This window comes from Lentzea sp. NPDC051213 (assembly GCF_044455585.1).
Lineage (GTDB): Bacteria > Actinomycetota > Actinomycetes > Mycobacteriales > Pseudonocardiaceae > Lentzea.
Genome location: NZ_JBITEX010000006.1, coordinates 436,097 through 462,536, shown reverse-complemented (window position 1 = coordinate 462,536; position 26,440 = coordinate 436,097). Strand labels below are relative to the sequence as shown.

26 protein-coding genes are annotated in these 26,440 nt (G+C 70.3%); 15 read left to right on the top strand and 11 right to left on the bottom strand.

Going from position 1 to position 26,440, the window contains the following annotated elements; translation table 11 throughout:
- Positions 1 to 22: 22 nt before the first annotated feature.
- Positions 23 to 853 carry a phosphatase PAP2 family protein gene (locus tag ACIA8G_RS27935; RefSeq protein WP_396421634.1) on the bottom strand — a complete coding sequence of 277 codons (831 nt, stop codon included), beginning with the start codon at positions 851 to 853 and terminating at the stop codon, positions 23 to 25.
- Positions 854 to 917: 64 nt separating this feature from the next.
- Here ACIA8G_RS27935 and ACIA8G_RS27930 point away from each other — a divergent pair, with 64 nt between their 5' ends.
- Positions 918 to 1,328, top strand: a complete 411-nt coding sequence (locus tag ACIA8G_RS27930; RefSeq protein ID WP_396421633.1) for a hypothetical protein — start codon at positions 918 to 920, stop codon at positions 1,326 to 1,328.
- Here ACIA8G_RS27930 and ACIA8G_RS27925 read toward each other — a convergent pair.
- Complete coding sequence (locus ACIA8G_RS27925) at positions 1,276 to 1,965, bottom strand: TetR/AcrR family transcriptional regulator (protein WP_396421632.1); 690 nt, start codon at positions 1,963 to 1,965, stop codon at positions 1,276 to 1,278. The genes ACIA8G_RS27930 and ACIA8G_RS27925 overlap by 53 nt on opposite strands.
- Before the next feature lie 87 nt (positions 1,966 to 2,052).
- Between ACIA8G_RS27925 and ACIA8G_RS27920 the strand changes: the two genes are divergently transcribed.
- A complete protein-coding gene (locus ACIA8G_RS27920; protein ID WP_396421631.1) occupies positions 2,053 to 2,619 on the top strand; it encodes an ester cyclase in 567 nt (188 codons plus the stop codon).
- Here the strand turns inward: ACIA8G_RS27920 and ACIA8G_RS27915 are convergent.
- A complete protein-coding gene (locus ACIA8G_RS27915; RefSeq protein ID WP_396421630.1) occupies positions 2,606 to 2,947 on the bottom strand; it encodes a hypothetical protein in 342 nt (113 codons plus the stop codon). The two genes, ACIA8G_RS27920 and ACIA8G_RS27915, sit on opposite strands and share 14 nt — an antisense overlap.
- A gap of 120 nt (positions 2,948 to 3,067) precedes the next feature.
- On the opposite strand from ACIA8G_RS27915, the gene ACIA8G_RS27910 reads away from it, so the two are divergent.
- Positions 3,068 to 3,892, top strand: coding sequence for a class II glutamine amidotransferase (locus ACIA8G_RS27910; protein ID WP_396421629.1), 825 nt, complete (start codon positions 3,068 to 3,070; stop codon positions 3,890 to 3,892).
- A 104-nt stretch (positions 3,893 to 3,996) separates the two neighbouring features.
- Positions 3,997 to 4,584, top strand: a complete 588-nt coding sequence (locus ACIA8G_RS27905; protein WP_396421628.1) for a DUF4360 domain-containing protein — start codon at positions 3,997 to 3,999, stop codon at positions 4,582 to 4,584.
- An 18-nt stretch (positions 4,585 to 4,602) separates the two neighbouring features.
- Here ACIA8G_RS27905 and ACIA8G_RS27900 read toward each other — a convergent pair whose 3' ends face one another.
- Complete coding sequence (locus tag ACIA8G_RS27900) at positions 4,603 to 5,835, bottom strand: glycosyltransferase 87 family protein (protein ID WP_396421627.1); 1,233 nt, start codon at positions 5,833 to 5,835, stop codon at positions 4,603 to 4,605.
- Between the two features lie 95 nt (positions 5,836 to 5,930).
- On the opposite strand from ACIA8G_RS27900, the gene ACIA8G_RS27895 reads away from it, so the two are divergent.
- The 3 genes from ACIA8G_RS27895 to ACIA8G_RS27885 are packed head-to-tail and all read left to right on the top strand — an operon-like array spanning position 5,931 to position 8,684.
- Complete coding sequence (locus ACIA8G_RS27895; protein WP_396421626.1) at positions 5,931 to 6,971, top strand: acyltransferase family protein; 1,041 nt, start codon at positions 5,931 to 5,933, stop codon at positions 6,969 to 6,971.
- Between the two features lie 50 nt (positions 6,972 to 7,021).
- Complete coding sequence (locus ACIA8G_RS27890) at positions 7,022 to 7,558, top strand: RNA polymerase sigma factor (protein ID WP_396421625.1); 537 nt, start codon at positions 7,022 to 7,024, stop codon at positions 7,556 to 7,558.
- Positions 7,551 to 8,684 carry a hypothetical protein gene (locus ACIA8G_RS27885; RefSeq protein ID WP_396421624.1) on the top strand — a complete coding sequence of 378 codons (1,134 nt, stop codon included), beginning with the start codon at positions 7,551 to 7,553 and terminating at the stop codon, positions 8,682 to 8,684. Before ACIA8G_RS27890 ends, ACIA8G_RS27885 begins: the two co-directional genes overlap by 8 nt.
- Before the next feature lie 57 nt (positions 8,685 to 8,741).
- On the opposite strand, the gene ACIA8G_RS27880 is transcribed toward ACIA8G_RS27885, so the two are convergent.
- A complete protein-coding gene (locus tag ACIA8G_RS27880) occupies positions 8,742 to 9,224 on the bottom strand; it encodes a hypothetical protein (RefSeq protein WP_396421623.1) in 483 nt (160 codons plus the stop codon).
- 94 nt (positions 9,225 to 9,318) lie between these two features.
- On the opposite strand from ACIA8G_RS27880, the gene ACIA8G_RS27875 reads away from it, so the two are divergent.
- Entirely contained in the window at positions 9,319 to 9,723 is a 405-nt protein-coding gene (locus ACIA8G_RS27875; protein ID WP_396421622.1) for a cupin domain-containing protein, read from the top strand.
- 237 nt (positions 9,724 to 9,960) lie between these two features.
- Here the strand turns inward: ACIA8G_RS27875 and ACIA8G_RS27870 are convergent, their stop codons facing one another.
- On the bottom strand, positions 9,961 to 11,691 hold the full coding sequence (locus ACIA8G_RS27870; protein ID WP_396421621.1) for an L-aspartate oxidase: 1,731 nt from the start codon (positions 11,689 to 11,691) through the stop codon (positions 9,961 to 9,963).
- A gap of 87 nt (positions 11,692 to 11,778) precedes the next feature.
- On the opposite strand from ACIA8G_RS27870, the gene ACIA8G_RS27865 reads away from it, so the two are divergent.
- Entirely contained in the window at positions 11,779 to 12,375 is a 597-nt protein-coding gene (locus ACIA8G_RS27865; protein ID WP_396421620.1) for a phosphoribosylanthranilate isomerase, read from the top strand.
- Here the strand turns inward: ACIA8G_RS27865 and ACIA8G_RS27860 are convergent.
- Both ACIA8G_RS27860 and ACIA8G_RS27855 read right to left on the bottom strand, forming a co-directional pair.
- The gene (locus ACIA8G_RS27860; protein WP_396421619.1) at positions 12,372 to 13,508 is read right to left on the bottom strand and encodes an amidohydrolase family protein; all 1,137 of its coding nucleotides are present in this window, start codon (positions 13,506 to 13,508) and stop codon (positions 12,372 to 12,374) included. The two genes, ACIA8G_RS27865 and ACIA8G_RS27860, sit on opposite strands and share 4 nt — an antisense overlap.
- A 57-nt stretch (positions 13,509 to 13,565) precedes the next feature.
- A complete protein-coding gene (locus ACIA8G_RS27855; RefSeq protein ID WP_396421618.1) occupies positions 13,566 to 14,435 on the bottom strand; it encodes an SDR family oxidoreductase in 870 nt (289 codons plus the stop codon).
- Between the two features lie 98 nt (positions 14,436 to 14,533).
- Between ACIA8G_RS27855 and ACIA8G_RS27850 the strand changes: the two genes are divergently transcribed.
- A complete protein-coding gene (locus ACIA8G_RS27850; RefSeq protein ID WP_396421617.1) occupies positions 14,534 to 15,169 on the top strand; it encodes a TetR family transcriptional regulator in 636 nt (211 codons plus the stop codon).
- On the opposite strand, the gene ACIA8G_RS27845 is transcribed toward ACIA8G_RS27850, so the two are convergent.
- Together ACIA8G_RS27845 and ACIA8G_RS27840 are read right to left on the bottom strand one after the other, a co-directional pair.
- The gene (locus ACIA8G_RS27845) at positions 15,166 to 18,687 is read right to left on the bottom strand and encodes a hypothetical protein (protein WP_396421616.1); all 3,522 of its coding nucleotides are present in this window, start codon (positions 18,685 to 18,687) and stop codon (positions 15,166 to 15,168) included. The two genes, ACIA8G_RS27850 and ACIA8G_RS27845, sit on opposite strands and share 4 nt — an antisense overlap.
- A gap of 62 nt (positions 18,688 to 18,749) precedes the next feature.
- Positions 18,750 to 19,112 carry a DUF4406 domain-containing protein gene (locus ACIA8G_RS27840; RefSeq protein WP_396421615.1) on the bottom strand — a complete coding sequence of 121 codons (363 nt, stop codon included), beginning with the start codon at positions 19,110 to 19,112 and terminating at the stop codon, positions 18,750 to 18,752.
- Positions 19,113 to 19,161: 49 nt separating this feature from the next.
- Between ACIA8G_RS27840 and ACIA8G_RS27835 the strand changes: the two genes are divergently transcribed.
- Positions 19,162 to 19,905, top strand: coding sequence for a DeoR/GlpR family DNA-binding transcription regulator (locus ACIA8G_RS27835; protein ID WP_396421614.1), 744 nt, complete (start codon positions 19,162 to 19,164; stop codon positions 19,903 to 19,905).
- On the opposite strand, the gene ACIA8G_RS27830 is transcribed toward ACIA8G_RS27835, so the two are convergent.
- Positions 19,902 to 21,038, bottom strand: a complete 1,137-nt coding sequence (locus tag ACIA8G_RS27830; protein WP_396421613.1) for a HEAT repeat domain-containing protein — start codon at positions 21,036 to 21,038, stop codon at positions 19,902 to 19,904. The two genes, ACIA8G_RS27835 and ACIA8G_RS27830, sit on opposite strands and share 4 nt — an antisense overlap.
- Positions 21,039 to 21,141: 103 nt before the next feature.
- Here ACIA8G_RS27830 and ACIA8G_RS27825 point away from each other — a divergent pair, with 103 nt between their 5' ends.
- The 4 genes from ACIA8G_RS27825 to ACIA8G_RS27810 all read left to right on the top strand — a co-directional run bounded on the left by ACIA8G_RS27825 (position 21,142) and on the right by ACIA8G_RS27810 (position 26,420).
- Positions 21,142 to 22,434, top strand: coding sequence for a cytochrome P450 (locus tag ACIA8G_RS27825; RefSeq protein ID WP_396421768.1), 1,293 nt, complete (start codon positions 21,142 to 21,144; stop codon positions 22,432 to 22,434).
- Positions 22,435 to 22,616: 182 nt separating this feature from the next.
- A complete protein-coding gene (locus tag ACIA8G_RS27820) occupies positions 22,617 to 24,329 on the top strand; it encodes a S8 family peptidase (protein ID WP_396421612.1) in 1,713 nt (570 codons plus the stop codon).
- A gap of 106 nt (positions 24,330 to 24,435) precedes the next feature.
- Positions 24,436 to 25,338, top strand: a complete 903-nt coding sequence (locus ACIA8G_RS27815) for a LysR family transcriptional regulator (protein ID WP_396421611.1) — start codon at positions 24,436 to 24,438, stop codon at positions 25,336 to 25,338.
- A gap of 86 nt (positions 25,339 to 25,424) precedes the next feature.
- On the top strand, positions 25,425 to 26,420 hold the full coding sequence (locus tag ACIA8G_RS27810) for a YeiH family protein (protein ID WP_396421610.1): 996 nt from the start codon (positions 25,425 to 25,427) through the stop codon (positions 26,418 to 26,420).
- Positions 26,421 to 26,440 lie beyond the last annotated feature (20 nt).

Here is a 26,440-nt window from a genome sequence, read left to right as displayed (position 1 = left end):
CGCGCAAGAGATCATTTGGTTGTCAGTGGAGCCGGCGCCAGCACGCGAGGAAGGTGAGCGCGGCGAGCAGTGATCCGGCCGTCGCGAACGTCCCGGCGCCGAGGAAGATGACCCACGGATCCGCGTTGAGCCCCTCGTTCGCGAGCGGCACGATCCACAGGATCAGGCCCAGCGCGAGGGTCCCGGCCGCGATCAACGACCAGAACACCACCAGCACCACCCGGCCGACGCGGCGCGGTCCGTCGTAACGCTGCAACACTCCCCGGCGGGCGAGCCACCACGATGCCAGCGCCGCGAGGGCGAGCGCGATGCCGTCGGCCGCGAGGGTGTCGCTGAGGCGGTGCCACTTCGCGGTCAGCGTGTACTGGCCGATCGCGGTCGCCCACGGCAGCACGAAGAACAGCATCACGCCGCGCCACTTCCACGGCACGACGATGATCGCCGCGAACAGCACGGTCATCGCGATCGTGGTGTGCCCGCTGGGAAGACTGTTGTGCGCGTAGTCGCCGGTGACCTCGACCAGCGCGGGCCGCGGCAACACCCACCGCTTGAGCACCTGCACGAGAAGTTGCCCGGCCACGATCACGCCGACCGCGGCGATGATCAGGTCCCACCGCTTGCGCAGCACCCCGACCAGGGCGACCGCCACGACCGCCGCGGCGAGTGAGTACACGGTGATCTGCCCCAGCGCCTGCCACGCCGCGTCCGTCTCGGACACGTTGTCCTGGTCGGCGCCGCGCAGTGCCGCGTTCTCGATCGTCTGACCCGCTCTGGTCAGCACCGCCAGCACGTAGACCAGCGCCGCCACTGCGAATCCCGCTGCCGCGACCACGGGCCACCGTCGATCGTTCACGTTGCGAGTGTGGCGCCGTTCGGGCCAGTGTGCCGGGCGAAGATCAACGGGCATGCTGGTCACCATGGACGAGGCTCTCCGCGACAAGTTCGCGGCACTGGGCGCCGACGACCCAGCGAGCTGGGCGGACTCGGAGCTCCGCGAGAACATCCCTCAGCTGGCCAGGTTCCGCTTCCTGCGCGGCATGTGGTCGATCATCGACGAGTGGGGACCGCCGGCCGGTGGGACGTTCACCGCGGGGGATGCGGCGCGGCGGCGGCTCGAAGAGCTCGGCGCCACGCAGGAAGACCTGCAGGCGTTCGCGCGCATGGTCGCCCACGACGCGCTGTTCTCCGCTCTCTGCTTCCTGGACGACCCCACGAGCGAGGGCGACGTGCCCGGCCTGCCCGGCTGGGCTTTGATCGAGACGTCCGGGGGCGAGCTCACCGGCCGGTTGGTCCAGGGGGTGTACGAGGACCTGGGCCCGGATCGCTGATCCGCCCCAGCACCGCACCGATCGCGAGATCGACCGTGTAGTCGAACTCGGCCTGCCGATCGAACCGCGCCAGGTACGGCGCGACCTCGACCAGCGCAGCCATCCCCGAGGCCTCCAGGGCCTCCCGGCGCGCCCCGTCGTCGCCCCCGAACGTCGGCGCCGCCGACACCTCGCGCAGCACCGTGCCGATCAGCGTGGCGACCAGCATCCGCAGCAGGTGCACGGCTTCCTCGGCGCCAGCGCCCGCGTCGCGCAGCACCGCCAGGACCGCGTTCGTGGGCGCGAGGGCTTCCAGCGAGGCGAGTTGACGGGTGAGCACGAGTGGAGCGGCGGCGGGGTGCGCAAGGGCGCGGGCGCGGAAGCTGTCCGCGATGGCGCGCAGGTCGTGGCGCGGGTCGCCGGTGCGGTCGGGTAGGTCGAGGCCCGCCAGGAGGCGCTCGGCGACGGCGTCTAGCAGGGCGTCCTTGCCGTCGACGTGGTTGTAGAGGCTCTTCGCGTCAACGCCGAGGTCCCTGGCGACCGACCGCATGCCCACGGCGGCAACGCCTTCCTCGTCGATCACGCGCAGCGTCGCCGCGACGATCGAGTCGCGGGAGAGCAGCGGCTTCGGTGGGCGGCCTCGCCGGGCTTCCGTCATCTGTCCATCATGCCTTGCGGATACCCACGGCGTGGGTTTAGCCTCGCCGAGGCAATAACCCACGCTGTGGGTAATGGAGGAGCCCTGATGTCATCCCGATTCGTCCTGCCCGCCGAGGACGTCCTGCGCGCCCGCGAGAAGCTGGTGCTCGACCACTTCCGCGACGAGGTGGCGCACGACTGGGACGCGACGCTGTCGACGTTCCCGCACCCCCACTACGAGATCATCGCCCAGATGCTCGTGCACGACGGCGACAGCGCGGTGCGGCAGTACTACACCGACACGCGCGTGGCGTTCCCCGACCAGCACCACGAGCTGATCTCGTTCCGGCACAGCCACGACGCCGTGATCGTCGAGTTCTGGTTGCTCGGCACGCACACCGGGCCGCTGGGCGCGATCCCTCCCACCGGCGGCACGCACCGCACGCGGATGACGGCTTACTTCATCTTCGACGAGAACGAGAACCTCGTCACCGAACGGATCTACTTCGACCAGCTGACCGTGCTGAAGCAGCTGATCAGCGGCATCGACAAGCGCAAACCCAGCGGGCTGCGCACGCTCCTGCGCGTTCTCAAGGGCATGCTCGCGATGTCTGGCAGGGAACCCGATCCGCGTCTGGCCGAGACCACTCCGCCCGAGCTCAGCGGCCCCTAGTCAGCCGGACCGTCTCCTCGTCGGAACGCTCGATGCGGTGCCTCGCCACGTGCCGCTGCGGCTTCTTGCCCATCAGCAGCAGGACCACGGCCACGATCAGGCCGAGCGTGGCGATGCCGGCGGCGACGACGCGCGCGGCGGGGTGCTCCAGCACCAGCGTGCAGATGGTGAGCGCGAGCACGAGGGCCGCGATCGGGCCGATGACGGTGATGTCCTGACGGTCCTCGCGCTGTTCAACGGGCTCGAGCGGCTCGAAGCGCTCGGGCTGCTCGAGCGTCTCGAAGTACGCGCGCTGCTCGATGCGCCGCAAGCCGGGAGGAACCGTCACGTACACACCTTCGGGTCGGGGAGCTAGGGCCATGCTGCCTGAGAAAGGGACGTAGCCGCAAACCTCGCCTTCCCACCTGGTACGTGTTCCCATGTAACACCGGGTTTCAGGGAGGTCGTCATGTGCCGGTGGCTCGCCTACTCCGGTTCGCCGGTGCTGTTGGAGGAACTGCTCTACGCGCCGGAGAACTCGCTGGTCATGCAGAGCAAGCACGCGCGGCTGGGCGCCACGGCGGTCAACGGCGACGGGTTCGGCATCGGCTGGTACGGCAACACGAGCACGCCTGGCCTCTTCCTGAGCACCGAGCCCGCCTGGAACGACCGCAACCTGCGGGAGCTGTCCGCGCAGATCACGGTCGACCGCGTGTTCGCGCACGTGCGGGCCTCGACCGGCGGGGCGGTGCAGCGGTCGAACTGCCACCCGTTCCGCTACCGGAACTGGTTGTGGATGCACAACGGGCTGGTGGCGAAGTTCCCGCTGGTGCGGCGCGAGCTGATGCTGGCGATCGACCCCGAGCTGTTCCCGCTGGTCGAGGGGTCGACGGACTCCGAGATCATGTTCTACCTCGCGATCAGCTTCGGCCTGGAGCACGACCCGCCCGCCGCCGTGGCGCGGATGGCCGGGTTCGTCGAGGACGTCGGCAGGCGCGCGGGTGTCGAGTACCCGATCCAGATGACCGTCGCGGTCACGGACGGCTCCACGACCTGGTCGTTCCGCTACTCGAGCCGCGGCAAGTCGCGGACCCTGTTCCACAGCACCGACGTCTCGACGTTGCGCCGCCAGTACCCGGACAACCCGGCGCTGCACAACCTCGCCGACGACTCGCGGCTGGTCGTGTCCGAGCCGCTGGGCGACCTCGTGGGGGCGTGGCAGGAGGTGCCGGAGTCCACGTGCGTCATCGTGCGGACCGGCGTGGAGGAAGAGCTCGTCCCGTTCAAGCCTTGAGTCCCGGCACACGTCCCGGAAATCGTCAGGGAAACGTCAGGCAGAACACCGCTACCGTCTGAGGCTGCCGCCGCCACCGAGCACGGACCCCAGAGAGGTTCCTCATGCTGAACACGGCAGCGGTAGCACTGTTCGCCCTGTCCGCCCTCGCGCCAGCCGAGGCGACGGAAGAGCCGGCGCCCCGCCTCGAGGTCGTGACCGTCAACGGATCAGGCTGCCCGGCGGGCGATGCGGACGTCACGACGACCGACAGAACATTCAGCGTCGGCTACCACACGTTCCTCGCGCGGGCGGGCGGCGGTTCGGCGCCGACCGACTTCAGGAAGAACTGCCAGCTGAACATCCGCGTGAACGTGCCCGAGGGCTACACCTACGGCCTGCAAAAGACTTCCTACCGCGGCTACGTCCACCTGCAGGAGGGCGCGTCGGCGCTCACACGCATCAGCACCTACCTCCAGGGCTCGTCGGAGACGAAGTCGGTGAGCCAGGCGTTCACCGGCCCGGCGAGCGAGTCGTGGCAGGTCTCCTACCGGCCGAGCCAGGCCGAGATCGTCTGGGCGCCGTGCGGCGAACAGCGCAACATCAACATCAACGCCGAGCTGCGCGTCACCTTGGGCACCGCTGATCCTGAGCGGCTGAACTTCTCCATCGCGGAGTCCAGCACCGGCGCCGTGCGGGTCAGGCGCTGCTGAGCACCGGCCTGGCGGTGCTCAACCGGAGCGCCGCCAGGCCATCAGCGCGAGCATGCCGATCGCGAGCCACGTGTAGGCGTCCCCGTAACTGTGCTGCCACCAGGACCACAACATCTCCTTGTCACCGGTGCTGGGCAACCACATGAAGGGCTGAACCAGGAACACCACCACCGAGACCGCGAGCGTCACCCGCGCCCAATCGCGGCGCAGGAAACCGAGCGCCAGGAACGCCGGCACGCACCACACCCAGTGATGTGACCACGAGACCGGCGAGACGAGCAGCCCCGCCGTGGCGATCGCGGTAAGCGCCACAACGTCGTTGCGTGCCCGGCGTGCGGCCACGACCGCGAGCGCCACGACGAGCGCGGACAGCAGCACCCACAGCAGCGTCTCGGCAGGCTGGCCCGGGTTGAACCGGTGCAGCACACCGCGCAACGACTGGTTGGCCATGTAGGCGAGGCCGCCCGCGCGGCTCGGATCGAGCAGCGCGTGGAACCAGTACTCGGCGGAATCCTTGGGCGCCAGCAGGAAACCCGCGCCGGCCAGCGCGACGAACGTGGCGACCGACGTGAGTGCCGCTCGCCAGTCCTTGCGCACCAGGAAGTACAGCAAGAAGATCAACGGCGTGAGCTTGATCGACGCGGCCACGCCGACGAGCACACCGCGCCACCGCGGATCGCGCACCGCCAGGCAGTCCACGACCACGAGCGCCATCAGCACGAGGTTGATCTGGCCGAACAGGAACGTGGAGATCACCGGTTCCAGTGCGATCCCGGCGATCGCGACAGCGGGCGCGATCGTCCACACGACGTTCGCCCGCTGGGTGAGCCTTCCGGTGACCAGAAGGCAGACCACCGACAGGCACAGGAAGCTCACGAGCACGACCACCGCGTTCGCCGCCCACACCGGCAGGAACGTGAGCCCGCTGAACAGCACGGCGGCGATCGGCGGGTAGGTGAAGGGCAGGCGCGGCCCGTCCAGCGCGCCCGGGAAGTCGACGTAGAGCGGAACCCCTTGCAGCCAGGCCAGTCCGCCGGTGCGGTAGACCTGCAGGTCGAGGTAGTAGGCGCCGGCACCGGCCAGCGCGATGGGCAGCAGGCCCAGTGCCACGAACCACAGCACGCGGACCACGCGCCGGGCCGTCACCCAGTGGTGCCGGTTCAGCATCCGCCGCCGGCCGGCCTCGAAGGCCTCGGCGGACATCGGCGGAATGTCGTCGGCGAGTTGTCTGATCAACACGGTCTCGTTCACGACTGCTTCTTGACCGTTGCCCGCTTTCGCGTTCCCACAACGAGGTGTGACCGTCCTCATGGGAATGCTCAGGGGCCGATCGGTCAAGTGGTTGCATGACCCATGAGTCTTTCCTTGCGTTGAAACGCTTTCCCGCACTCGACGGCGTGCGGGCGATCGCCGCCCTGATGGTGGTCTTCTTCCACTACGGCGGACCGGAGTGGCTGCAGGGCTGGCTCGGGGTGCAGGTGTTCTTCGTGCTGTCCGGCTTCCTGATCACCACGCTGCTGCTGCGGGAGCAGGCGCGGAACGGGCGGGTCAGTCTGCGGAACTTCTACCGGCGCAGGGCGTTCCGCATCCTGCCGGTCTACTTCGTCGTGCTGTTCGTCACCGCGGCGGGCCTGCTGATCGCCGGGCAGTTCTGGCAGAACCCGCTCGGCCGGGACTTCCCGCTGTACCTGACGTTCTTCAACGAGTTCGGGCACGGCGGCGCGTACGGGCAGTCGTGGTCGCTCGGCGTGGAGCAGAAGTTCTACCTGGTGTGGCCGTTGCTGGCGTTCGCGCTGCTGCCGCGGTGGCGGCCCGCGGTCACGGCGGGGCTGATGGCGCTCGCGTTGGCCGTGGTGCCCTTCACCGTTTCGTCGGATCCGAAGGGCTGGTCGGTGCACTACATCACGGTGCTGGTCGGCTGTGCGGTGGCGCTGCTGATGCACAACCCGCGCGGGTTCGCGTTGATCAGGCCGCTCATGAAGCCCTGGATGGTCCTGCCGTTCGTCGGCGTGCACCTGTGCGTCGGGCTCATCTCCGGGGCGCTCGACGGGGCCATCCCCGGCTTCGTGTCGGTGGTGCCGATCTACGCGATCGCGGTCGGGCTGATGCTGCCCTCGCTGCTGGCGCCGGGGCTGCCGCAGCGCCTGCTGTCGACTCGCCCGATGGGGTGGCTCGGCGAGCGGTCGTACTCGATCTACCTGGTGCAGACCATCGCGCACGCGGTGGTGCTGCTGACGGGGGCATCAGGCCTGGTCATGGCATTGTTGACCTCACTGGTGGCGATCGGGATCGCCGACCTCTGCTACCGCTTCGTGGAGCTCCCGATGATCGAGCGAGGCAGGTCACACCGTCCAATCGGGAATGCAACCGCCCCGATCGGCCAATAAGTTCCGTGAGCACCGAGACTGCGCCGCCGGCGCGAACGGGAGGGCCGGGGGTGACCAAACCTCTGGACAGGGACACCTGGGTCGAGCTGTACGACCGGCACGCCCGTGAACTGCACCGCTACCTGGCGCTGCGGGTGGACGCCGCGATCGCCGACGACCTGGTGTCGGAGACGTTCCTCATCGCGTGGGAACGCCGCGAGACCTTCGAACCGGCCCGCGCGAGCGTGAAGGCGTGGCTGTTCGGGATCGGGACGAACCTGCTGCGCCAGCACGTGCGATCCGAGGGCCGCCGCCTGCGGGCGTGGGCGCGGGATCACGGCAGACGCGCGGTGGCCGATCACGTCGACGACCGCACCGCCGCCGTGGTGGACGCCAAGTCGCTGATGGGCGACCTCGGCGAGGCGCTGGCCGACCTGCGGGCGGAGGAACGGGACGTGCTGCTGATGGTGGCGTGGGCCGACCTGAGCGCGGCCGAGGTGGCCGAGGTGACCGCGACGCCGGTGGCGACGGTCCGGACCCGGTTGTTCCGGGCACGGGCCAAGCTGCGGGCGCGGATCAACGGACAGGAGGGCGACGGCGATGAGTGACGAGACGCGTTCGGTTGAGGACGAGATGGTCAGGTGGGCGATGTCGGACGTCGCCCCGATGAGCGACGACGCTTTCGGGCGGGGGCGGGCTGCGTTGATGGCGCGCATTGCCGCCGACGAGGCCAGGGCTGGGGAGTCCGGGGAGCCTGGGGCTGAGGACACCGGGGTTGGGGCTGGGACCGGAGCTGGGACTGGCGCCGGAGCCGGGGCTGGAGCCGGGGAAACCGGCACCGTGGTCCTGCTGGCGTCCCGCCGCCGGCGCAGGATCCCGCTGGTCGCCGCGGCCGCCGCCATGGTGCTGATCGCGGGCGCCGCGCTGCTCGTGCCGTCGCTGACCAGCCGCGACAAGGGCCCGAGCGTTGGCAGCGCCGCCGCGGCCAGCGTGCTGAACAAGGCGGCCAACGCCACCGGTGACGCCAAGCTGCTGCCGGGCCAGTACCTCTACGTGCTGATGTACGCGCGCTGGTCGGCGGCCGACAACGAGTACAAGTGGATGTACCTGCAGGACCAGACCCTGCAGACCTGGATCCCGGCCGACCGCACCGGCACGTGGCTGTACCGGCGCAACAAGACCGGCGACAAGCAGTGGCTGATCGGGTCGCAGCAGGACATCCCGGCCGGCCTTCCGCCGATCGAGACCGAGGGCGAGTGGCGGTCCGAGGGCGGTCGCGCGCTGGAGGACAAGATCCCGGTGAGCTTCCGCGACCCCACGCCCGAGTACATCGCGGACCTCCCCCGCGACCCGCGCGAGCTCTACGAGAGGCTGCGCCGCGAGGCCGGGAGCAACGGCGACGAGCGCCGCGACCTGCTGCGGATGGTCACCGACGGCCTGGACACCGGCATGTACCCCGCCGAGGTGCGGTCCGCGACCTACAAGGCGCTGACCTACCTGCCCGGTCTGGAGATCGTCGACCGGACCGCGGTGCTGGACAGCCGCGAGGGCACCGCGCTCGGCATCACCACGGGCGACACGACCGTGCAGATCGTGGTCAACCCGGAGACCGGTGACTACCTCGGGTCGCGCATGGTGCAGGCGCGCGACGCGAACGGGCTCAAGGCAGGCACGGTGTTCAGCCTCACCTCGGTGACCACGAAGGTCGTGTCCGGCATCGGCCAGCCCAACTGAGAACGAGGCCGGCCGCGGTACCCCTTGCCGCGGCCGGTCGTGCTCAACTCGTGCAGATCAGCTCCTCCGGCTCAGCACGACCCACTGCTCGCCAGGCCTGGTCAGCGTGCCCGGCCACCACCGCGGCCCGATGGCCTCGTCCAGCTCGTCGACGCGGGCGAGGAGGCTGCTGACCGCCGGTTCGCCCGCGATGATCACGGCCGACCAGTCGGTGTGCGCCATCAGGTACTCGTCCGTGACGCCGAACCGCCGCTTCAGCGTCGTGATCAGCTCGTGCGCGGCGTCCGACCCCGTCTTGTTGGGGTGGTGCAGGTTCGCGGCCATGTCCGCGACGAGCCGTGCGGCGGTCCGGAACGCGTCCTCGTCCCGGAACTCCTCGCTCTTGGTCAGCGTGCGCCCGCCACGGACCTCGACCACACCGCTGAGCTTCTCGGTGTCCCATCTCGCGTGGACGGTGACCCCGCTGACCATGCGCTTGCAGTAGTTGAGGTCGTGGTCGTGGTGGGCGGTCTCCCACCCGGTCCACTGCTCGTCGGGCACAGCCATCCCCTCGGTGAAGATTCCCCCCGCCTCATTTCTACCGGAAGATCACTTTCGGTGTCACAAATCTCCTTCGTGTCCGGTCTTGATTGGCATGAGCACGCCTCACTTCCACGAAGCCGACATCGAAGTTCTGCACTCCGTGCTGGACGCGCCGCAGATCACGGCCGGTTCGACCGCCGTGACGGTCAAGATCACGCTCCCACCCGGCAGCCCCGGCGGCCCCGCGCACCGGCACTCCGGTCCCGCGTACGGCTACGTCATCAAGGGCGCCATCGTCTTCGAGGTCGAGGGCGAGCCCGAACGGGTCATCCACGAGGGCGAGGCGTTTTCGGAGCCGGGTGGCGACAAGATCCACTACCAGACCGCCAACCACCTCGGCGACACCGAGTCGGTGCTGACGGCCACGACGTTCGTCGCGCCTGGGCAGCCGTTGCTGACCGTGGTCTCGGCCGAGGAACTGGAAGCCCGCAAGCATCTCCGGGCGCCGCGGCCGTGAAGACCTCGTTGAACGACCTCATCCACAGCCACCTGTCCCTCGCCCTCGTGCACAGCAGCGGGCGGAGTGCGGTGACCGTCCACGGTGGACACGAGAACGCTGACCATGCCGGAGGCGAGGCATCGGGTGGAGGCGCTGGAGGACAGCGTCTTCCTGTTCTCCACGGCATTGCGGCTGCCGTGAGGGTGTAGCAGAAGGGGGCGGGAGCCATCCCCGGCGCTCCCGCCCCCGTCCGCGTCACTCGACCAGCTTGCCCGCCGTGTCGACCTCCCTCATCAGGGAGGCGATCTCGCCGGGCACCGGAGGGATCTCCTCCCGGTCGATCCAGCCGGGCCCTGCCCAGACCAGGTTCACCTGCTGCGCGGGATCCAGGTCCGGGTAGTCCGACCGGTTGTGACAACCGCGGGTCTCGCGGCGTTCCAGGGCGCATTCCAGGGTCGCGCGGGCGGCCAGCGCCGAGGCCTTCAGGTCGAAGGCGTGGGCGAGGTCCTGGAACCCGGCGAGGTCCGGATGCACGCCGACGTCGCGGATGCGTTCTTCCAGTTCGTCGAGCTCCGCGAGTCCCTTGCGCAGCCCCGACTCGTCGCGGACGACGCCCGCGTGCTCGGTCATCGTGTTGCGCAGCGCGCGTTGCAGGGCGCGGACGTTCTCCGGGCCGTCGGCCGCCAGCAGGCCTTCGACCTCCGCGCGTGCTTCGCCGAGCACGATCTTCGACCGCCGTTGCGCGCTCAGCGCTGCTGAGTACTCGGCGGCGGACTCGCCGACGATCCGGCCGTACACCAGCAGCTCGATCAGCGAGTTGCCGCCGAGGCGGTTCGCGCCGTGCAGGCCGCTGGACGCCTCGCCGATCGCGTACAGGCCGTCGACGCCCGTCGAGTGATCGGCGGGCGACACCCACACGCCGCCCATCGAGTAGTGCGCGGTCGGGGCGATCTCCATGCGCTCCTTGGTGATGTCCCTCATCTGCAGCTCGAGCAGCGTCTGGTACACCCTGGGCAACCGGCGCATGATCTGCTCGCGCGGCAGGTGCGAGACATCCAGCCACACGCCGCCGTTGTCGGTGCCGCGGCCTTCCTTGATCTCGGTGTACGCGGCCAGCGCCACTCTGTCCCGTGTGGACAGTTCCATCCGCTGCGGGTCGTAACGGGCCATGAACCGCTCCCCCAGCGCGTTGGTGAGGATGCCGCCCTCACCCCGCGCGGCCTCCGACACCAGCGTGCCGGCCGCGTTCTCCGGTTCGAGCAGGCCCGACGGGTGGAACTGGACCAGTTCGGGGTCGCGGATCCGGCCCCCGGCGAGCACGGCCAGGCGGAACGAGTCGCCGGTGTTCTCGTCGCGCCTGCTGGACGTGCGGCGCCAGATCCTGGTGTGCCCGCCCGCCGCGAGGATCACCACGTCCGCGTGGAACACGTACCGGGTGCCGGTCTGCAGGTCGAAGCCGTACGCGCCGAAGACCACGTTGTCCCGCACCAGGATCTGCGTGATGTAGCAGGAGTCGTGGATGGGGATGTTCAGCTGCGCGGCCCGGTTCACGAGCGTGCGCTGGATCTCCAGGCCCGTGTAGTCGCCGGCGAACGACGTGCGGCGGAACGTGTGCGCGCCGAAGAACCGTTGCGAGATGCGGCCGTCCTGCTCGCGCGCGAACGGCATGCCCCAGCGTTCGAGGTCGGCGATGCCGCGCGACGCCTGCTCCGTCACGACGCGGACGATCTCCGGGTTCGCGAGCAGGTAGCTCTCTTTGATCGTGTCCGCCGCGTGCTGCTGCCACGAGTCTTCCTCGTCCATCGTGGCGAGCGCGGCGTTGATGCCACCGGCGGCGAGCGCGGTGTGCGCGTCGGCCTTCGGGCGCTTGCCGACGACCATCACGTCGACACCGCGCTCGGCCAGCTCGATCGCGGCGCGCAACCCCGCGCCGCCGGTGCCGATCACCAGCACCGAGGTGGCAATCTGATGTTCAGGATGCGTCATCGCGGCCTCCATTGCCCGTGTCCCTACTCAGTAGGACCAGGCAGCGCCGGGATATGTGACTGTTAGCCGTGCCACTAGGCTTCAGGTGTGTTCGTGAAGCTCTGCGGTCTGCGCACCGAGTCCGATGTCGCCGTGGCGGTCGAGGTGGGGGCTGACGCGGTCGGGTTCGTGCTGACCACCAGCCCCCGGCAGATCGACGTCGACCTGGCGCGCGAGCTCGTCTCGTCGGTTCCGGCGCACGTGCTGACGGTCGCCGTGGTGCGCGGCATCACAGCTGCCGCCGCGGGTGAGATGGCGCTGAAGACCGGCGTACAGGCGTTGCAGCTGCACGGCGACTACCCGCGGGAGGCGTTCGACGAGCTGGCTGACCAGCCGTTCAAGCTCGTGCGGGCGACCGCGCTCGGGCCGGACACCGACGTGCGCACCGGTGCGTTCGGCGAGGAGCTGCTGCTGATCGACTCGCCCGTGGCGGGGTCCGGCAAGCAGTGGGACATCACGAGGCTCGCGGAGCGCCGGCCGGAGGGGAAGTGGGTGCTGGCCGGTGGGCTGGCGCCGGAGACGGTGGCCGGGGCGATCGCGGTGGCCAGGCCGTGGGGTGTCGACGTGTCGAGCGGCATCGAGTCGAGCCGGGGTGTCAAGGATCACGGGCGGATGCGGGAGTTCGTGGCCGCCGCGCGAGCCTAGACCCGTTCTCCGCCGCGAAAGACCGCTCGCACGTCCAGCAGCGCCTTGAGGTCCGTCAGCGGATTCCCGGCCACCGCCAGCAGATCCGCGTCGTAGCCGGGCGCGATCCGCCCCTTGCGTTTGCCGATCCCACAGGCGTTCGCCGCCACGCTGGTCGCGGACGCCAGCGCCCCAGCCGTGCCGAACCCGAGCAGTTCCCCGAACTCCACGATCCCGTGCGGCAACGAGTCGAACCGTTTGAACGGCCCGACCCCGGCGTCCGACGAGCACACCAGCCGCACCCCCAGCTCCCGCATCCGGGCGAAGTTCTCCCGCACCTTCACGCTGACCGGCGCCATCGGCTCACCGGACGGCCGCCGTGCCGTCGTAGTGCTGACGTAGATCTCCTTGCGCACCAAGGTCTCGACGGTGGCCCAGTCGACGACCGGACCGCCCGGCGCCAGGAAGAAGCCGTGTTCGATCGAGTCGACGCCCGCCTCCACGGCCGCCGCGATGCCCGACGCACCGTGTGCGTGCACCGCGACCGGGATGCCCGCCGCGTGCGCGATCTCCACGCCCGCCCGCAGTTCCTCGGTCGTGTACTGCTGGTGGAACGGCGACGAGCCGGGCGTGACAGATCCGCCGGTGGCCATGATCTTGACGACGTCGACGCCGCGCTCGACCCGTTCGGTGACGGCCGCCCGCACGCCGTCGAGCCCATCGGCTTCTCCGCCGAGGAACCAGCAATGGCCACCGGTCGTCGTCACCGGCGGGCCCGCGACCAGCACCTCCGGGCCGGCGTCGCGGACCCGCAGCGTCAGGTAGCTCCGGTCACCGAGATCGCGCACGGTCGTGATGCCCGCCCGCAACGCCTCGACCGCGTTGGCGCGCATGCGTTCCAGCATCACGTCCTCGGCGTCGTGCTGCAGATCCACGGCGACACCTGCCGGGTCGAACCCGAGGTGCACGTGCGAGTCGACGAGGCCGGGCAACAGGGTCACGTCGCCGAGGTCGGTCACGGGAAGATCAGCCGACGGCCGTGCGCCGGAGAGGTCGACGTCGACGATCTTGCCGTCCGCGATCACGACCAGCGGCGCACCGCCGCACTCCCGTTCGCCGTCGAACATCCGCTCTGCCCTGATGGCGTGCTTCATCCAGCCCCCCAACGCTTTGCCGTTCAGGCTAGCGGGTGGGCAGCACCGTCACGCCGGTCACACGTCCCGGTCGAACTCGTACTCGCCAGGCGCCGGAATCAGGCTGCGCCACAACGCACTCGGCTGCCCGCCCATGGCCGCGCGGAACTCCTCCCAGTACTGCTGCGGCCCCAGGATCCGCTTGGCGGCCGGGATCGCCGCGCTGTCCGGGCCCGAGTAGAACCGCACCGGTGCGGGCCGCGGGTCCAGCACCGCCTGGTAGACGATCTCGGCGGTGACCTCCGGCGCTGATCCCCGCGTGGACACGCCGCCGAAGAACCGCTTGATGCCGTCCTGGTAGTCCGCGTGGACGTCCTCCGCCTGGTCGATCTTGGTGAAGATCGGGGTGGCGTGCTGGCCGGGCAGCACCGTGCGGACCCGGACGCCGAACTCCTCCATCTCCACCGACAGCCCCTCGCTGAGCGTGGCGACGGCCGCCTTCGACGCCGAGTACACGGCGTTGTACGGGTAGCCCTGCTCCGCCGACAGCGACGAGACGTTGATGACGACGCCGGACCGCTGCTCCCGGAACAGCGGCAGGAACGCCTTGGTGATCGCGATCAGCCCGAACACGTTCGTCTGGAACTGCCGGTGCACCTGCTCCATGGTCGTCGCCTCGACCGGCCCCATCTGGTACGAGCCCGCGTTGTTGACCAGCGCGTCCACCTGCCCGAACTGCGCCAGCGCCTGCTCCGCGAACGGGGCGGCCGCCTGCTCGTCGTCGACGTCGTGCAGCAACGTCCGCACGTTGGCCAGGCTTTCATGCACCTTCAGGTCGGCCTCTTTGCGCACGGTGGCGACCACGTTCCAGCCCTCGGCGGCGAACCTCTCCACGGTCGCCTTGCCCAGCCCGGACGCCGTACCCGTCACGACAACGACCTTGCTCATGACTCTCCCTCACTTTACGCGCCCAGTGGACCCTTAAATTCAAGCTAGCCGTCCACTGGACTCTTAGCAATCGTCCAGTGGACTGTTAACCTGTCGGGGTGGAGACGTTCCAGCGAGCCCGAAAGCCCGAGCACCGCGAACTGCGCAGGCAGGCCGTGCTCGACGCGGCACGTGAACTGCTGCTGGAGCTACCCGCGGCCGACGTGAGCCTGCGGGAGATCGCGCGCAGGCTCGGTGGCTCGAAGTCGGGCATCGTCACGTACTTCGAGACCCGCGAGGCCCTGTTCCTGGCCCTGCTGCAACGCGAACGCGCATCGTGGCTCGACGAGTTCGAACAGGCCGAGTTCACCCAGGCCGGGGGCGAGATCACCGAGTTCTGGGCCCGCTCACTGGCCGCCCGCCCGGTGCTGTGCGAGCTGTGGAGCATGCTCGCGTCGACGCTCGAGCGCAACGTGTCGGCGGAGCTGATCCGCGAGTTCAAGCTGGAGACCAGCGAGCAGATGCAGCGTCAGGCCCGCCTGGTCGCACGGCACGTGCCCGGGCTGACCGAGGCCGCGGCCGACGAGCTGGTCTCCACGTCGATCGTGGTGCTGATCGGGTTGTGGCCGTTCGCCAACCCGACGCCGGCCGTGGTCGAGGCGACCTCGGACCCGCGGCTCGCGTCCGCACGCGTCGACTTCGTGACGCGGTACCGGCGGGCGTTGCAGGTGCTGATCACCAGCCTGACCCACTAGCAGGGTGGCTCGTAGGTGTGGTCGCGGAACTGCGCCGCCCACTCCTCCCCCGTGATCGGCGTGCCCGACAGCTCGCAGATCCGCCGCCCCGCCGCCTCGACATCGGTGTCCCAGAACCGGATCGTGCCCTCGTCGCTCGTCACGGCGACGCGCCTGCCGTCCGCGGGGAAGAACACGCCCGTCACGGTGGCGTCCGGGCTGCGCAGCACGGCGAACACCGCAGGCCGCGCCGGATCGTCGATGCTCCACAGCTGGGTGGCGCGGTTGCCGCCGGTGATCAGCAGGAAACGGTTGTCGGGGCTGAACCTGACCTTGCTGATCGGTCCACTGTGGTCGGTGATGACCGACAACGGCGCGGAGTCGGCGACGCGCCACAATCGTGCGGTGCGGTCGAGTCCGGCGCCTGCGACCAGGGAGCCGTCCGCGCTGAACGTCACGCTCATGACGGCCTCGCGGAAACCGGTCAGCCGCGCGGTGCGGCGGGGATTGGCGCGGTCGGTGAGGTCCCACAGGCGGACGGCGCGGTCCGTGTTGGCCGATGCCAGGCGCTTGCTGTCCGGGCTGAACGCGACGTTGTTGACGTTGCGGGCGTTGTCGCTGAGCGTCGCGAGCTTCACGGCCGCGCGAGGAGAGGTCACGTCCCACAGCACGAGGTCGCCCGCGTCGTCACCGGTCGCCAGCGTGGTGCCGTCCGGGCTCCACGCCACGGTGCTGATCGTTTCGCGGTAGCCGTCGAGCACGGCGAGCTGTTCCCCTGAGGTCGTCCACAGGCGAACCGTGCGGTCACGGCTGGAGGTCGCCACGACATCGCCGGACGGGCTGAACGCCACGCCGAGCACCGACTCGGTGTGGCCGGTCAGCGTCGCGAGCGGGGTCAGGGTGCGGTAGTCGGTGCGCCACAAGCGAACCGTGGGGTCGAGGCTCGCGGTCGTGGCGACGACGTCACCGCTCGCGAAGATGCCCTCCAGTTCGGTGGCGTGCCCGACGAGGTTGGACAGCGGGTCGTGCCACAGGTAGGAGCGGCCGGCGCTGCTCGAGCTGGCCAGCACCCTGCCGTCGCGGCTCAGCGCGACGTCGCGGACCCGGTTCGGCTGGGTGAGCCGGCCTGCTTCGCGGCGCGCGGCCACGTCCATGATCCGGACGACGCCGTCGTTCGCGCCGAGCACGAGCCGGGTGCCGTCGGCGTTGAAGGCGAGGCCGCGCACGAGGGAGTCCGGGCCGGGGAACGACGAGATCTTGCCGTCGTAGAGCCAGATCGCGTGGGTCTCGTCGGCGATCGCGAGCCGGCCGTCCCGGCTCCACGCGAGCCCGCTGATCGGCCCGTCGGCCTTCATGAGGAGCTGGTCGCCGAGGAACACCCGGCCGTCCTCGCCCGCGGTGGCGAGCACGCCGGACGGGCCGTACTCGACGCGGTAGATCTCGCCCTCGTGCCGGGCGGGCAGGGTCGTGGCCTTCCCGGACCGCAGATCCCACACCTGCACAGCGGGTCCGGCGGTCGCGAGCGAGGAACCGTCCGGGCTGAACGAGACACCCGCCACCCCGACTCCGGGCAGGAAGGCGTCGACCTGCCGCGGCTCGCCGTTGACGTCGAAGAGCCGCACACCGTCTTTCCCCGCCACCGCAAGGCGTTGGCCGTCCGGGCTGAACGTCACGTCGATCACCCGGCCGGTGTTCGGCAGCGTCGCGATCCGCTGCGAGCCCTTCCACAGCTCGACTACGCCGTCGACCGCACCCGTGGCGACGAGACCGCCGTCTTGGGTGATCGCGATGGTGTCGACCTGGTCGCCCGCTCCGTGCAGCCTGGTCGGGAACGGCGCGGCGAACGTGCTGAGCACCGCGCTGCGGGCCTCGGGGGTGGGCGAGATCCGGTACGCGGCCAGGCCGATCTGCCCGGCGAGCGACGGGTCGGTGGCGAGCAGCCCGGCGGCGTGCTCGCCTGCCTGCCGTGACGTCGCCCGGTCCCGGTCGGCGACCGCCTGCCGCCACTGCACCACCGCCGCGGCACCCGCGATCGTGGTCAGCAGCACGAAAACCGTCAGTGCCACGACGAGCTGCCGCAGCCGCCGGGTGCGGCGGCGGGTGCCCTCCTGCTCCTGCGCCTCCTGCTCCAGGCTCACGGTCAGGAACCGCTTTTCCTTCGGTGTCAACGCGTCCGGGTTCGCCGACGCCCAGTCGCGGGCCGACGCCAGCCGCACACCCCGGTACAGCGCACCGGGATCGTGCCCGACCGAGGCCCACGTCTCGGTGGCCTCGCTGAGCTGCCGGTTCAGCCGCAGCCCCGCGCGGTCGTCGGACAGCCAGTCCCGCAGCCTCGGCCAGCTGCGGATCAACGCCTCGTGGGTGAGCTCGATGGTGCTGTCGTCGATCGTGATCAGCCTGGCGGCAGCCAGTTTCTCCAGCACGTGCACGGTGAGGTCGCTGTCGTCCAACGACTCCCGCGACACCCGGCGCTTCGTGTCCGCCGTGCCCTCGCCGAGCGCGGTGAGCCGCAGGAAGATCTGCCGTGCCGCGGCTTGCCCGGCCGGGTCGAGCGAGGCGTAGACCTCCTCGCCGCTGCGGGTGACCGCGTGCTGGATGCCACCGGCCTCCTCGTAGCCCTCGATCGTCAGCCGCAGCCCGCGCCTGCGCCGCCACGTCTCCAGCAACGCGTGCGACACCAGCGGCAACGCGGCCGGTTGCCCGGCCGCCTCCGCGATCAGCCGTGCCACCAGCGCGGTGTCGAGGACGCATCCCTCGCGCACGGCCGGCTGGGTGATCGCCTGGCGCAGCTCGTCGGAGTCCATCGGCCCGACCAGCACCTGGCTGTCCTGCAACGCTTTCACGAGCCGCGGATACCGTCCGCAGTGGCCGTAGAAGTCCGCGCGCACCCCGATGACGACCGTGGCCGTGGAGTCCAGCAGCGCGTCGATGAACCAGGCCCGTTCCTCCTCGTCCTGGCACAGCGTGAAGACCTCTTCGAACTGGTCGACGACGACCAGCGCCTGACCGTTCATCCGCGCGGCTTCCTCACGCGGGTGCGCCCCAGGCGTGAAGACGACAGAAGATCCCTTGCTGCGCGCGACCAGACCGGCCCGCAGCACGGAGGACTTCCCCGAGCCCGACGCCCCGAACACACCGAGGAACCGCTGCTCCCGCACCCGTCGCACGAGTTCCGCGACCAGCGCGTCCCGTCCGAAGAACCGGTCGGAGTCCTCCACCTGGAACGCCGCCAGCCCCAGGTAGGGAGATCGGACGCCCTCGGCGGGAGGCGCCGCGAGCTCCTCGGACAGCTCGTGCCACCGCTCCCGCCACTCGCCGGCGTGGCCCCCGCAGGCTTCGACGTACGCGAGCGTCACGGCGAGCGTCGGCAGCTTGCGCCCGCTCGCCGCGTCCGACAGCACGGTCACCGAGTAGTGCGCCTGCCTGCTCAGCTCGCGGTAGGTCGGCTTGCCCGCCTTCTCCCGCAACCGCCGCAGGTCCGCCGCGAACATCAGCAACGCGCTGTCCTCTGGCCCGAGTGGCCGTTCCGGTCGAGGCATGGAACTCCCCTTGCCAGTGTTCCGCTGAGCGGAACGGTAGCGGGAATGTCCTCCGAACGGCTCTATGCCGCGCGATACCCGGGAATGTCCTCGACCCGGCGGTAGACCGGCAGGCCACGTTCGCGAGCGATCCGCACGTCCTCGTCGGCACCGGTCGAGTCGCCCGGCAGCCGCAGGACCGCGTCGCAGTGCCGCAGCAACCGTTCCGCGGTCGGGTACATGATCCCCTCGGCCACCTGGTCGGTCGGCGAACTTCCGCCCGCACCACGCAGAACGGGCAACGCCACCCACTCGCCGATCATCGGCAGGTGGCCGCTGCGGAAGATCGGCCACGCCGCCTCCTCCAGCCGTCCGAGGTTGCGCGCCATCAGCTCGGGGTCGTCCCCGGTGCCCGACCGGTAGGGGCCGGCGATCAGAATCAGCATGAGATCGACCATAATGTGCAAGACTCGGCAAAAACAAGGAGAAACGTGCATGCTCGCCGCACAACGCCGTGACCTGCTACTCGAACGCCTGCGCACGGACGGCCGGATCGTCGCCAAGGACCTCGCCGCCGAGGTCGGCCTTTCCGAGGACACGATCCGCCGCGACCTGCGCGATCTCGCCGCGGCGGGCCTGTGCCAGCGCGTGTACGGCGGCGCTCTGCCCGTTTCACCGGCGATCGCCGACTACGCCACCCGCCAGGACGTGGAGGTCGACGGCAAGCAACGGGTGGCGCGGGCCGCGGCCGCGTTGATCGAACCGGGCACGACCGCGATCCTCGACGGCGGCACCACGACTCTCGCGGTGGTGCGTGCACTGCCGCTTGATCTGCACGCCACCGTCGTCACGCACAGCCCGACGATCGCGAGCGCGCTGGCCGGCCACCGGGACGTGGAGGTCTACGTGATCGGCGGACGGCTGTTCAAGCACTCGATGGTCGCCTGCGGGGCCGCCGCCGTGGAGGCCGCTCGCGGCGTGCACGCCGACCTGTTCCTGCTCGGCGTCACCGGCGTGCACCCCGAGGCGGGCCTCACGACCGGTGACGCGGACGAGGCCGCGATGAAACGCGCACTCGCCCACCAGGCGGCCGACACGTACGTGCTGGCCAGTTCGGAGAAGATCGGTGCGGCGTCACGGTTCTCCGTGCTGCCGCTCGCCGAGGTCGCCGGGGTGATCACCGACGCCCGCAACGCCACGGTCGACGCACTGGAGGTGCCGGTGATCCACGCCGACTAGATCTCCAGGAAACCCCTGGGAGAGCCGTACTTCAGCCCGCACGCGGTCAGCGCGAGCACCCCTTGCCCCTCGATCTCGCCCTCGAAGTACGTGGGGTCGACCGACATCTCCTCGGCGACCTCCCTCGCCCAGATGTCGTCCAGGTCGTCGTTCTCGTCGCTCCAGTCGTGCGGCAGGCCTCTGCCGTCCTCGACGTCGAGCTTGCCGATCTGCTTCTCCGGCTCGAAGTCGTCGTAGTAGCGGATCACCTCGCCGCCCTCCGCGATGCACCACGCCGTCCAGCCGTCGCCACAGCTCATGCCGTAGTAGTGCGCCTCACCGAACACCGCGCTCAGCACCGCGCAGATCTCCGGCACCGGACGGGTTCCGTGCGCGAACGGCTCGCCGAACACCAGCGTCCAGCCGTCCCACACGCCCGTGACGTACACCCTGGCGCAGTGGACGTGCTCGTCTTCCTCGGCCCACGCGTGGCGGTCGTTGTTCCAGGCCGAGCCGCCGAGGATCTTGGTCACCGGCACGGGGTTCTGCAGGCCCATCACGCCGAGCACGGCCGCCTGGTCGTCGGTCCGGAGCGCGTACCAGCCGCCGCAGAGGTGCATCTGCTCGGTGCCGTACATCTCCTCCTCGATCTTGAAGTCGATGTACCGCGCGATCATCCTGCGGTCCTGGGCCGACAGCACGTCCGGCCCGCCGACCTCGACCAGCCCCGCCAACGCGCCCCTGCGCACGGCGCCTTTGGCCGTCCGGCGCGTCTCGTGCAGCAGCGGCAGCACCTCAGGCCCCATCGTGCCGAACGCCCGGAGAGCTTCCCGCCGCACGTAGTAGTCCTCGTCCGCCAGCACTGGCAGCAGTTCTTCCGCGTACCTCAGCGCCTTCTCGGCCCGGAACATGCCCGCGGCGTTCCTGCGCACCAGTTCGTGCGGATGCCGGGTCGCGGCCAGGTAGACCTCGTCATCGGCACGGAGCAGGCTGAAGGCCCGGCAGGCACTCCCGACGACCGCGCCGTCCTGCGACGTGGCGATCAGCTCGGTGATCTCGTCGAACATCACGAGCCCCTGCTCCGCGACGAAGTTCTCGACCTCGTCCCGGAACTGGCCATTGCGCATGCGATCGAGCAGCACCCGGATCTTCATGGCGCGGCACCATACCCGTTGGTCCCAAGTGGACCGACGATTCCGCCGGACGGCCCATCCTTGACCAACCGACGCGCACCGGGCACGCTCCGAAAGCGTGACCATGACAGACCACGTCAAGCCGGCGGTGCGCTGGGGCATCGGCCACGCGCTGCCGCGGGCGATGCTGCACATGGCCGCGCGGCGCGGCGACCTGCAGGGGCGCCTCACCGTCGAGGCGACCACCGGCGCCGACCTGACCGGCCTGTTCGACGAGATCCGGTCGCACGGCCCGCTGGCCGCCACCACGGTCGGCCACACCACCGCCCGGCACGCGTTCGTCAAGGAGATCCTCTCCGACGACGCCTTCGTCACGGCCCGCCCGAGGTTCGGCCCCGGCATGCTCGGCCGGCTCGCCACGTGGTCCGCGACCGACCTGACGCATCCCGTGCAGCCACCGTCGATGCTGGTCACCGAGCCACCCGCGCACACCCGCTACCGCAAGCTCGTCACGCGCGTCTTCACCGCCCGCGCGGTCGAGCAGCTGCGCGACCGCACCCAGCAGATCGCCGACGAGCTGCTCGACGGCCTCGACCCCGCGAACCCGATCGAGGCGATCGACGCGTACTGCGGCCTGCTGCCCGTCACGGTCATCAGCGAGATCCTCGGTGTCCCGCAGCAGGAACGCGCGACCGTGCTGGCCTTCGGCGGTGCCGCCGCCCCGAGCCTCGACATGGGCCTGTCGTGGCGCGTCTTCCGCGACGTCGAGTCCGCGCTGATCACGTTCGACGCCTGGCTCTCCCGCCACTTCGAGGCCCTGCGCGCCGAGCCCGGCGACAACCTGCTCAGCCGCCTGATCGCCGCCCGCGAGGACGGCGTGGGCCTGACCGAGCGCGAGCTGAAGTCCACCGCGGGCCTCGTCCTGGCCGCCGGCTTCGAGACGACCGTCAACCTGATCGGCAACGGCATCGCCCTGCTGACAAGGCATCCCGAGCAGCTGGAGATCCTCCGCGAGCGCCCGGAGCTGTGGGGCAACGCCGTCGACGAGATCCTGCGCGTCGACCCGCCCGTGCTGATGACCGGCCGCATGTGCACCCGTGACACCACCATCGCCGGCACCACCGTGCTCCGCGGGCAGCTCGTCACCACCGTGCTGGCCGGCGCCAACCGCGACCCCGAGGTGTTCGAGAACCCCGCCGCGTTCGACGTCACCCGCCCCAACGCGCGCGACCACGTCTCGTTCGGCGCCGGCCGCCACTACTGCCTCGGCGCCCAGCTCGCGCGGATGGAGGGCGAGATCGGCCTGCGCACGATCTTCACCCGCTTCCCCGGCCTGCGCCCGCTCTCTGGCGCCCGCCGCCGGCCGACCCGCATCCTGCGCGGCTTCGAACGTCTCCCGGTCGCCCTCGGCGGCTGACCGAGCTGACCGAGCTGAGACGTGACCCCACGCCTGACGTGCGACGTTCGGCGTGAACCGAACGGAGCATTTTCAAATCCGCGCGTCCCGAACACGACCGATCCTCCTCTTCTGCGGATAACGGGCCCCTGCTCCCGCGCACTGAGCGCGGGCGACGCCCGCTAGGGAGTGTTGGAGGAACAGTGCTCAAGCGTTCACGAACTGCCCTGCGCGCCGCGGTCACCGCCGCGGTCGTGGGTGCCGGCGTCCTGGTGGCGGCCACACCCGCTGTCGCGGCGCCCACGCGTGCCTACCTGGTCATCACCGCGCCGAACGACACGGCGGGTGCCAAGTCGGCGGTGGCCGGCAACAGCGGCACGGTCTGGGCCTCGTACGACGCGATCGGCGTCGTGGTCGCCCACTCCGGCGCGACCGACTTCGCCAGCCGGATGCGCACGGTCTCCGGTGTGCAGAAGGTCGGCGCGACGCGCACTTCGGACATCCCCGCCGAGGCGGCGAACGCGCCGATTCCCGCCGCGCCCTCGCAGGCGGCTCCGGCCACCAGCGAGCCGCTGCGGTCGGACATGACCCAGATCGGCGCGGACAAGGCGTGGGCGGTGAACACCGGCTCGGCGAACGTGACCGTCGGCGTGCTCGACACCGGGGTCGACGACCTGCACGACGACCTCAAGGACAACTTCGACGCGGCCAACTCCGCGTCGTGCGCCTACGGCAAGCTCGACACCCGTGCGGGTTCGTGGCGTGACACCGACACCCACGGCACGCACGTGGCCGGCACGATCGCGGCGGCCAAGAACGGCCGTGGCGTGGTCGGTGTCGCGCCCGGCGTGAAGATCGCCTCGGTGCGCATCGCGGAGAAGCCGAGCGGGCTGTTCTTCGCCGAGAACACCATCTGCGCCATGGTCTTCTCCGGTGACCGCGGCTTCGAGGTGACCAACAACAGCTACTACACCGACCCGTGGCTGTTCAACTGCCCGGACAACGCCGACCAGGACGCGATCCTCGAGGGCGTCAAGCGGGCCGTCGCCTACGCCGAGGGCAAGGGCGTGCTGAACGTGGCCGCGGCGGGCAACGAGAACTACAACCTCGCGGCCAAGACCCGTGACACGACCAGCCCGAACGACTCCACCCCCGCCCAGCGCAACATCACCAACTCCTGCCTGAGCGTGCCCACCGAGGTCTCCGGCGTCGTCAGCGTCGCGTCGATCACCTCGGGCAACGGCAAGTCGTCGTTCTCCAACTACGGCACCGACAAGATCCACATCGCCGCGCCCGGCGACAGCGTCTACTCGACCGTGCCCGGCGGCCGCTACGGCTCCAAGTCCGGTACGTCGATGGCCTCCCCGCACGTCGCGGGCGTGGCCGCGCTGCTGAAGTCGGTCAACCCGACGGCCACCCCGGCCCAGCTGCGCACGCTGCTGGCCACCCAGGCCGACGACCTGTCCTGCACGGACAGCCGGTGCAGCGGCACCACGGCGAAGAACAACTTCTTCGGCGAGGGCCGCGCCGACGCGTTGGCCGCGGTCGACACCGGCACGCCTCCTCCCGGTGGCAAGACCTTCGAGAACACCGCGGACGTCGCCATCCCCGACGCGGGCGCGGCGGTGACGAGCTCCATCACCGTCACCGGCGTCGACGGCAACGCCCCGGCCACGCTCAAGGTCGGCGTCGACATCGTGCACACCTACCGCGGTGACCTGGTCGTCGACCTGATCGCCCCGGACGGCACCGCGTACCGGCTGCAGAACTCCAGCAACGACGGCGCCGACAACATCGTGCAGACCTTCACGGTCAACGCGTCGAGCGAGGTCGCGAACGGCACCTGGAAGCTGCAGGTGCAGGACGTCGCGCGGGTCGACGTCGGCAACATCAACTCCTGGAAGCTGACCTTCTGACCGGCACGCGGGGGCCCCGCGTTTCCCTGAAGGAAACGCGGGGCCCCCGCGTGACTTGAAAGCGGCGGGCGTCTCGCGGGCGGCCGATCAGGCATATGGTCTGAAAGTGCTCGATACCCGCCAGCTCGAGGTGTTCGCGACGGTCGCCAGGACCGGGTCGTTCAGCGCGGCCGCGCGGGAACTGCACTGCACCCAGCCCGCGATCAGCCAGCAGATGCGCGCGCTGGAACGGCACGTGGGAGGCCCGCTGTTCGTGCGCACGGGCCGCGGGCTGCACCTCACCGAGGCCGGCCGCATCCTCGCGGAACAGGGCACGGCGTTGCTGGACCAGCTGGCGGCGACCCACCAGCAGATCAGCGCGATCGCGACGCACGACATCGGCACGATCCGCATCTGCGCGTTCCCCAGCGCGACCGTCTCGCTCGTGCCGGCGGCCGCCGCCATCCTGGCCGAGGAACGCCCCCACCTGCGGCTCGAACTGGTCGAGGGAGAACCACCCGACTCGTTCGCCCTGCTCCGGCGCGGCGCGACCGATCTGCTCATCAGCTTCAGCTACGAGGGCGAACCGCAGGACGAGGCGGCCGTCGCGGGCATGCTGCGCGTCCCGCTGCTGCACGAATCGCTCGCGTTGCTGGTGCCCACCGGCCACCGCCTCGCCGGCCGCGGGCGCGTGTCGCTCGCCGAGACCGAGCAGGAACGCTGGATCGCCGGCTGCCCCCGTTGCCGCCACGCTCTCGACCAGGCCTGCGCCGAGGCCGGCTTCACCCCCGACATCACCTGTTCGACCGACGACAACCTGGCCATCCAGAGTCTCGTCAGCGCCGGACTGGGCATCGCGCTCGTGCCGCGGCTCGTGCTGTCGTACCTGCGGCACCCCGGCCTGACCACCGTCGAAGTGGAATCCTGCGCCCAACGGCACACCGCGCTGTACACCTGGCCCGACCTGATCCGCCTTCCGATCGTGCGCGCCACGGTCGACGCCCTGGTCACCGCCGCCGCGCGGGCCTGACCGCTGTGGACGTATAACGGCGCCTTATGCCCCACCAAGCAATGGCCATCTTCTGCGCATAGGTAATCGCGCCCATGGTTGCCGTTATGGGCAGCATCCGGACAACGCCGCGCGCGACCGACTCCCCGGTACCCGGCCTCGCCGTGGTCGCCGGCGGTGTCACCGTCGCGATGATCGCCGCCTGGTTGCTGCCCTCCATCAGCGCGTTGACCGCGGCGGTGCTGCTCGGCGCCGTCGTGGCCAACGTCGTGACGCTCCCGGCGTCGCTCGGCCCCGGCATCAAGCTCGCCGGACGCCGCCTGCTGCGCCTCGGCATCGTGTTGCTCGGGCTGAAGCTCGTCGTCCTCGACGTGCTGGCACTCGGCTACGGCGTGCTGGCGGTGGCCGTCGCCGCCGTGGTGATCACGTTCGTCGCGACCCGCTGGCTCGGCCGGGTGCTCGGGGTGGGCGACGGCCTGTCGTTGCTGATCGCCACCGGGTTCTCGATCTGCGGCGCGTCGGCCGTCGCCGCGATGAACGGGGTGCGCGAGCAGGACGAGGAGGACGTCGCCAGGGCTCTCGGCCTGGTCACGCTCTTCGGCACCGTGGCGATGTTCAGCCTGCCGGCGTTGTACCCGCTCACCGGTCTGTCCCCCGCCGGATACGGCGTGTGGGCGGGCGGCAGCGTGCACGAGGTCGCCCAGGTGGTCGCCGCCGCCGGACCTGTCACCGGAGCGCTCGCCATCGCGGTCGCGGTGAAGCTGACCCGAGTCGTACTGCTGGCCCCGATGCTCGCCGCGGTGAGCATCGCCGAACGCCACCGGTTCCCGGACGCCGCGAAGCGTCCGCCGATCGTGCCGTTGTTCGTCGTGGGCTTCCTGGCCGCCGCGGCCGTGCGCGCCACCGGTCTCTTGCCGGAGGTCGTGCTGTCGGTGGCGACGTTCGTGGACAACCTGCTGTTGGCGGCAGGCATGTTCGCGCTGGGCACCGCGGTGCGCCTGCGCTCGCTCGTCCGTTCCGGACTGCCCGCGCTGACGCTCGGCCTGCTCTCCACCGTCGTGATCGCCCTGGTGGCCTTGACCGGAGCCTTGTTGATCATGTGATCCGTCGCGAGCGAAGGAGT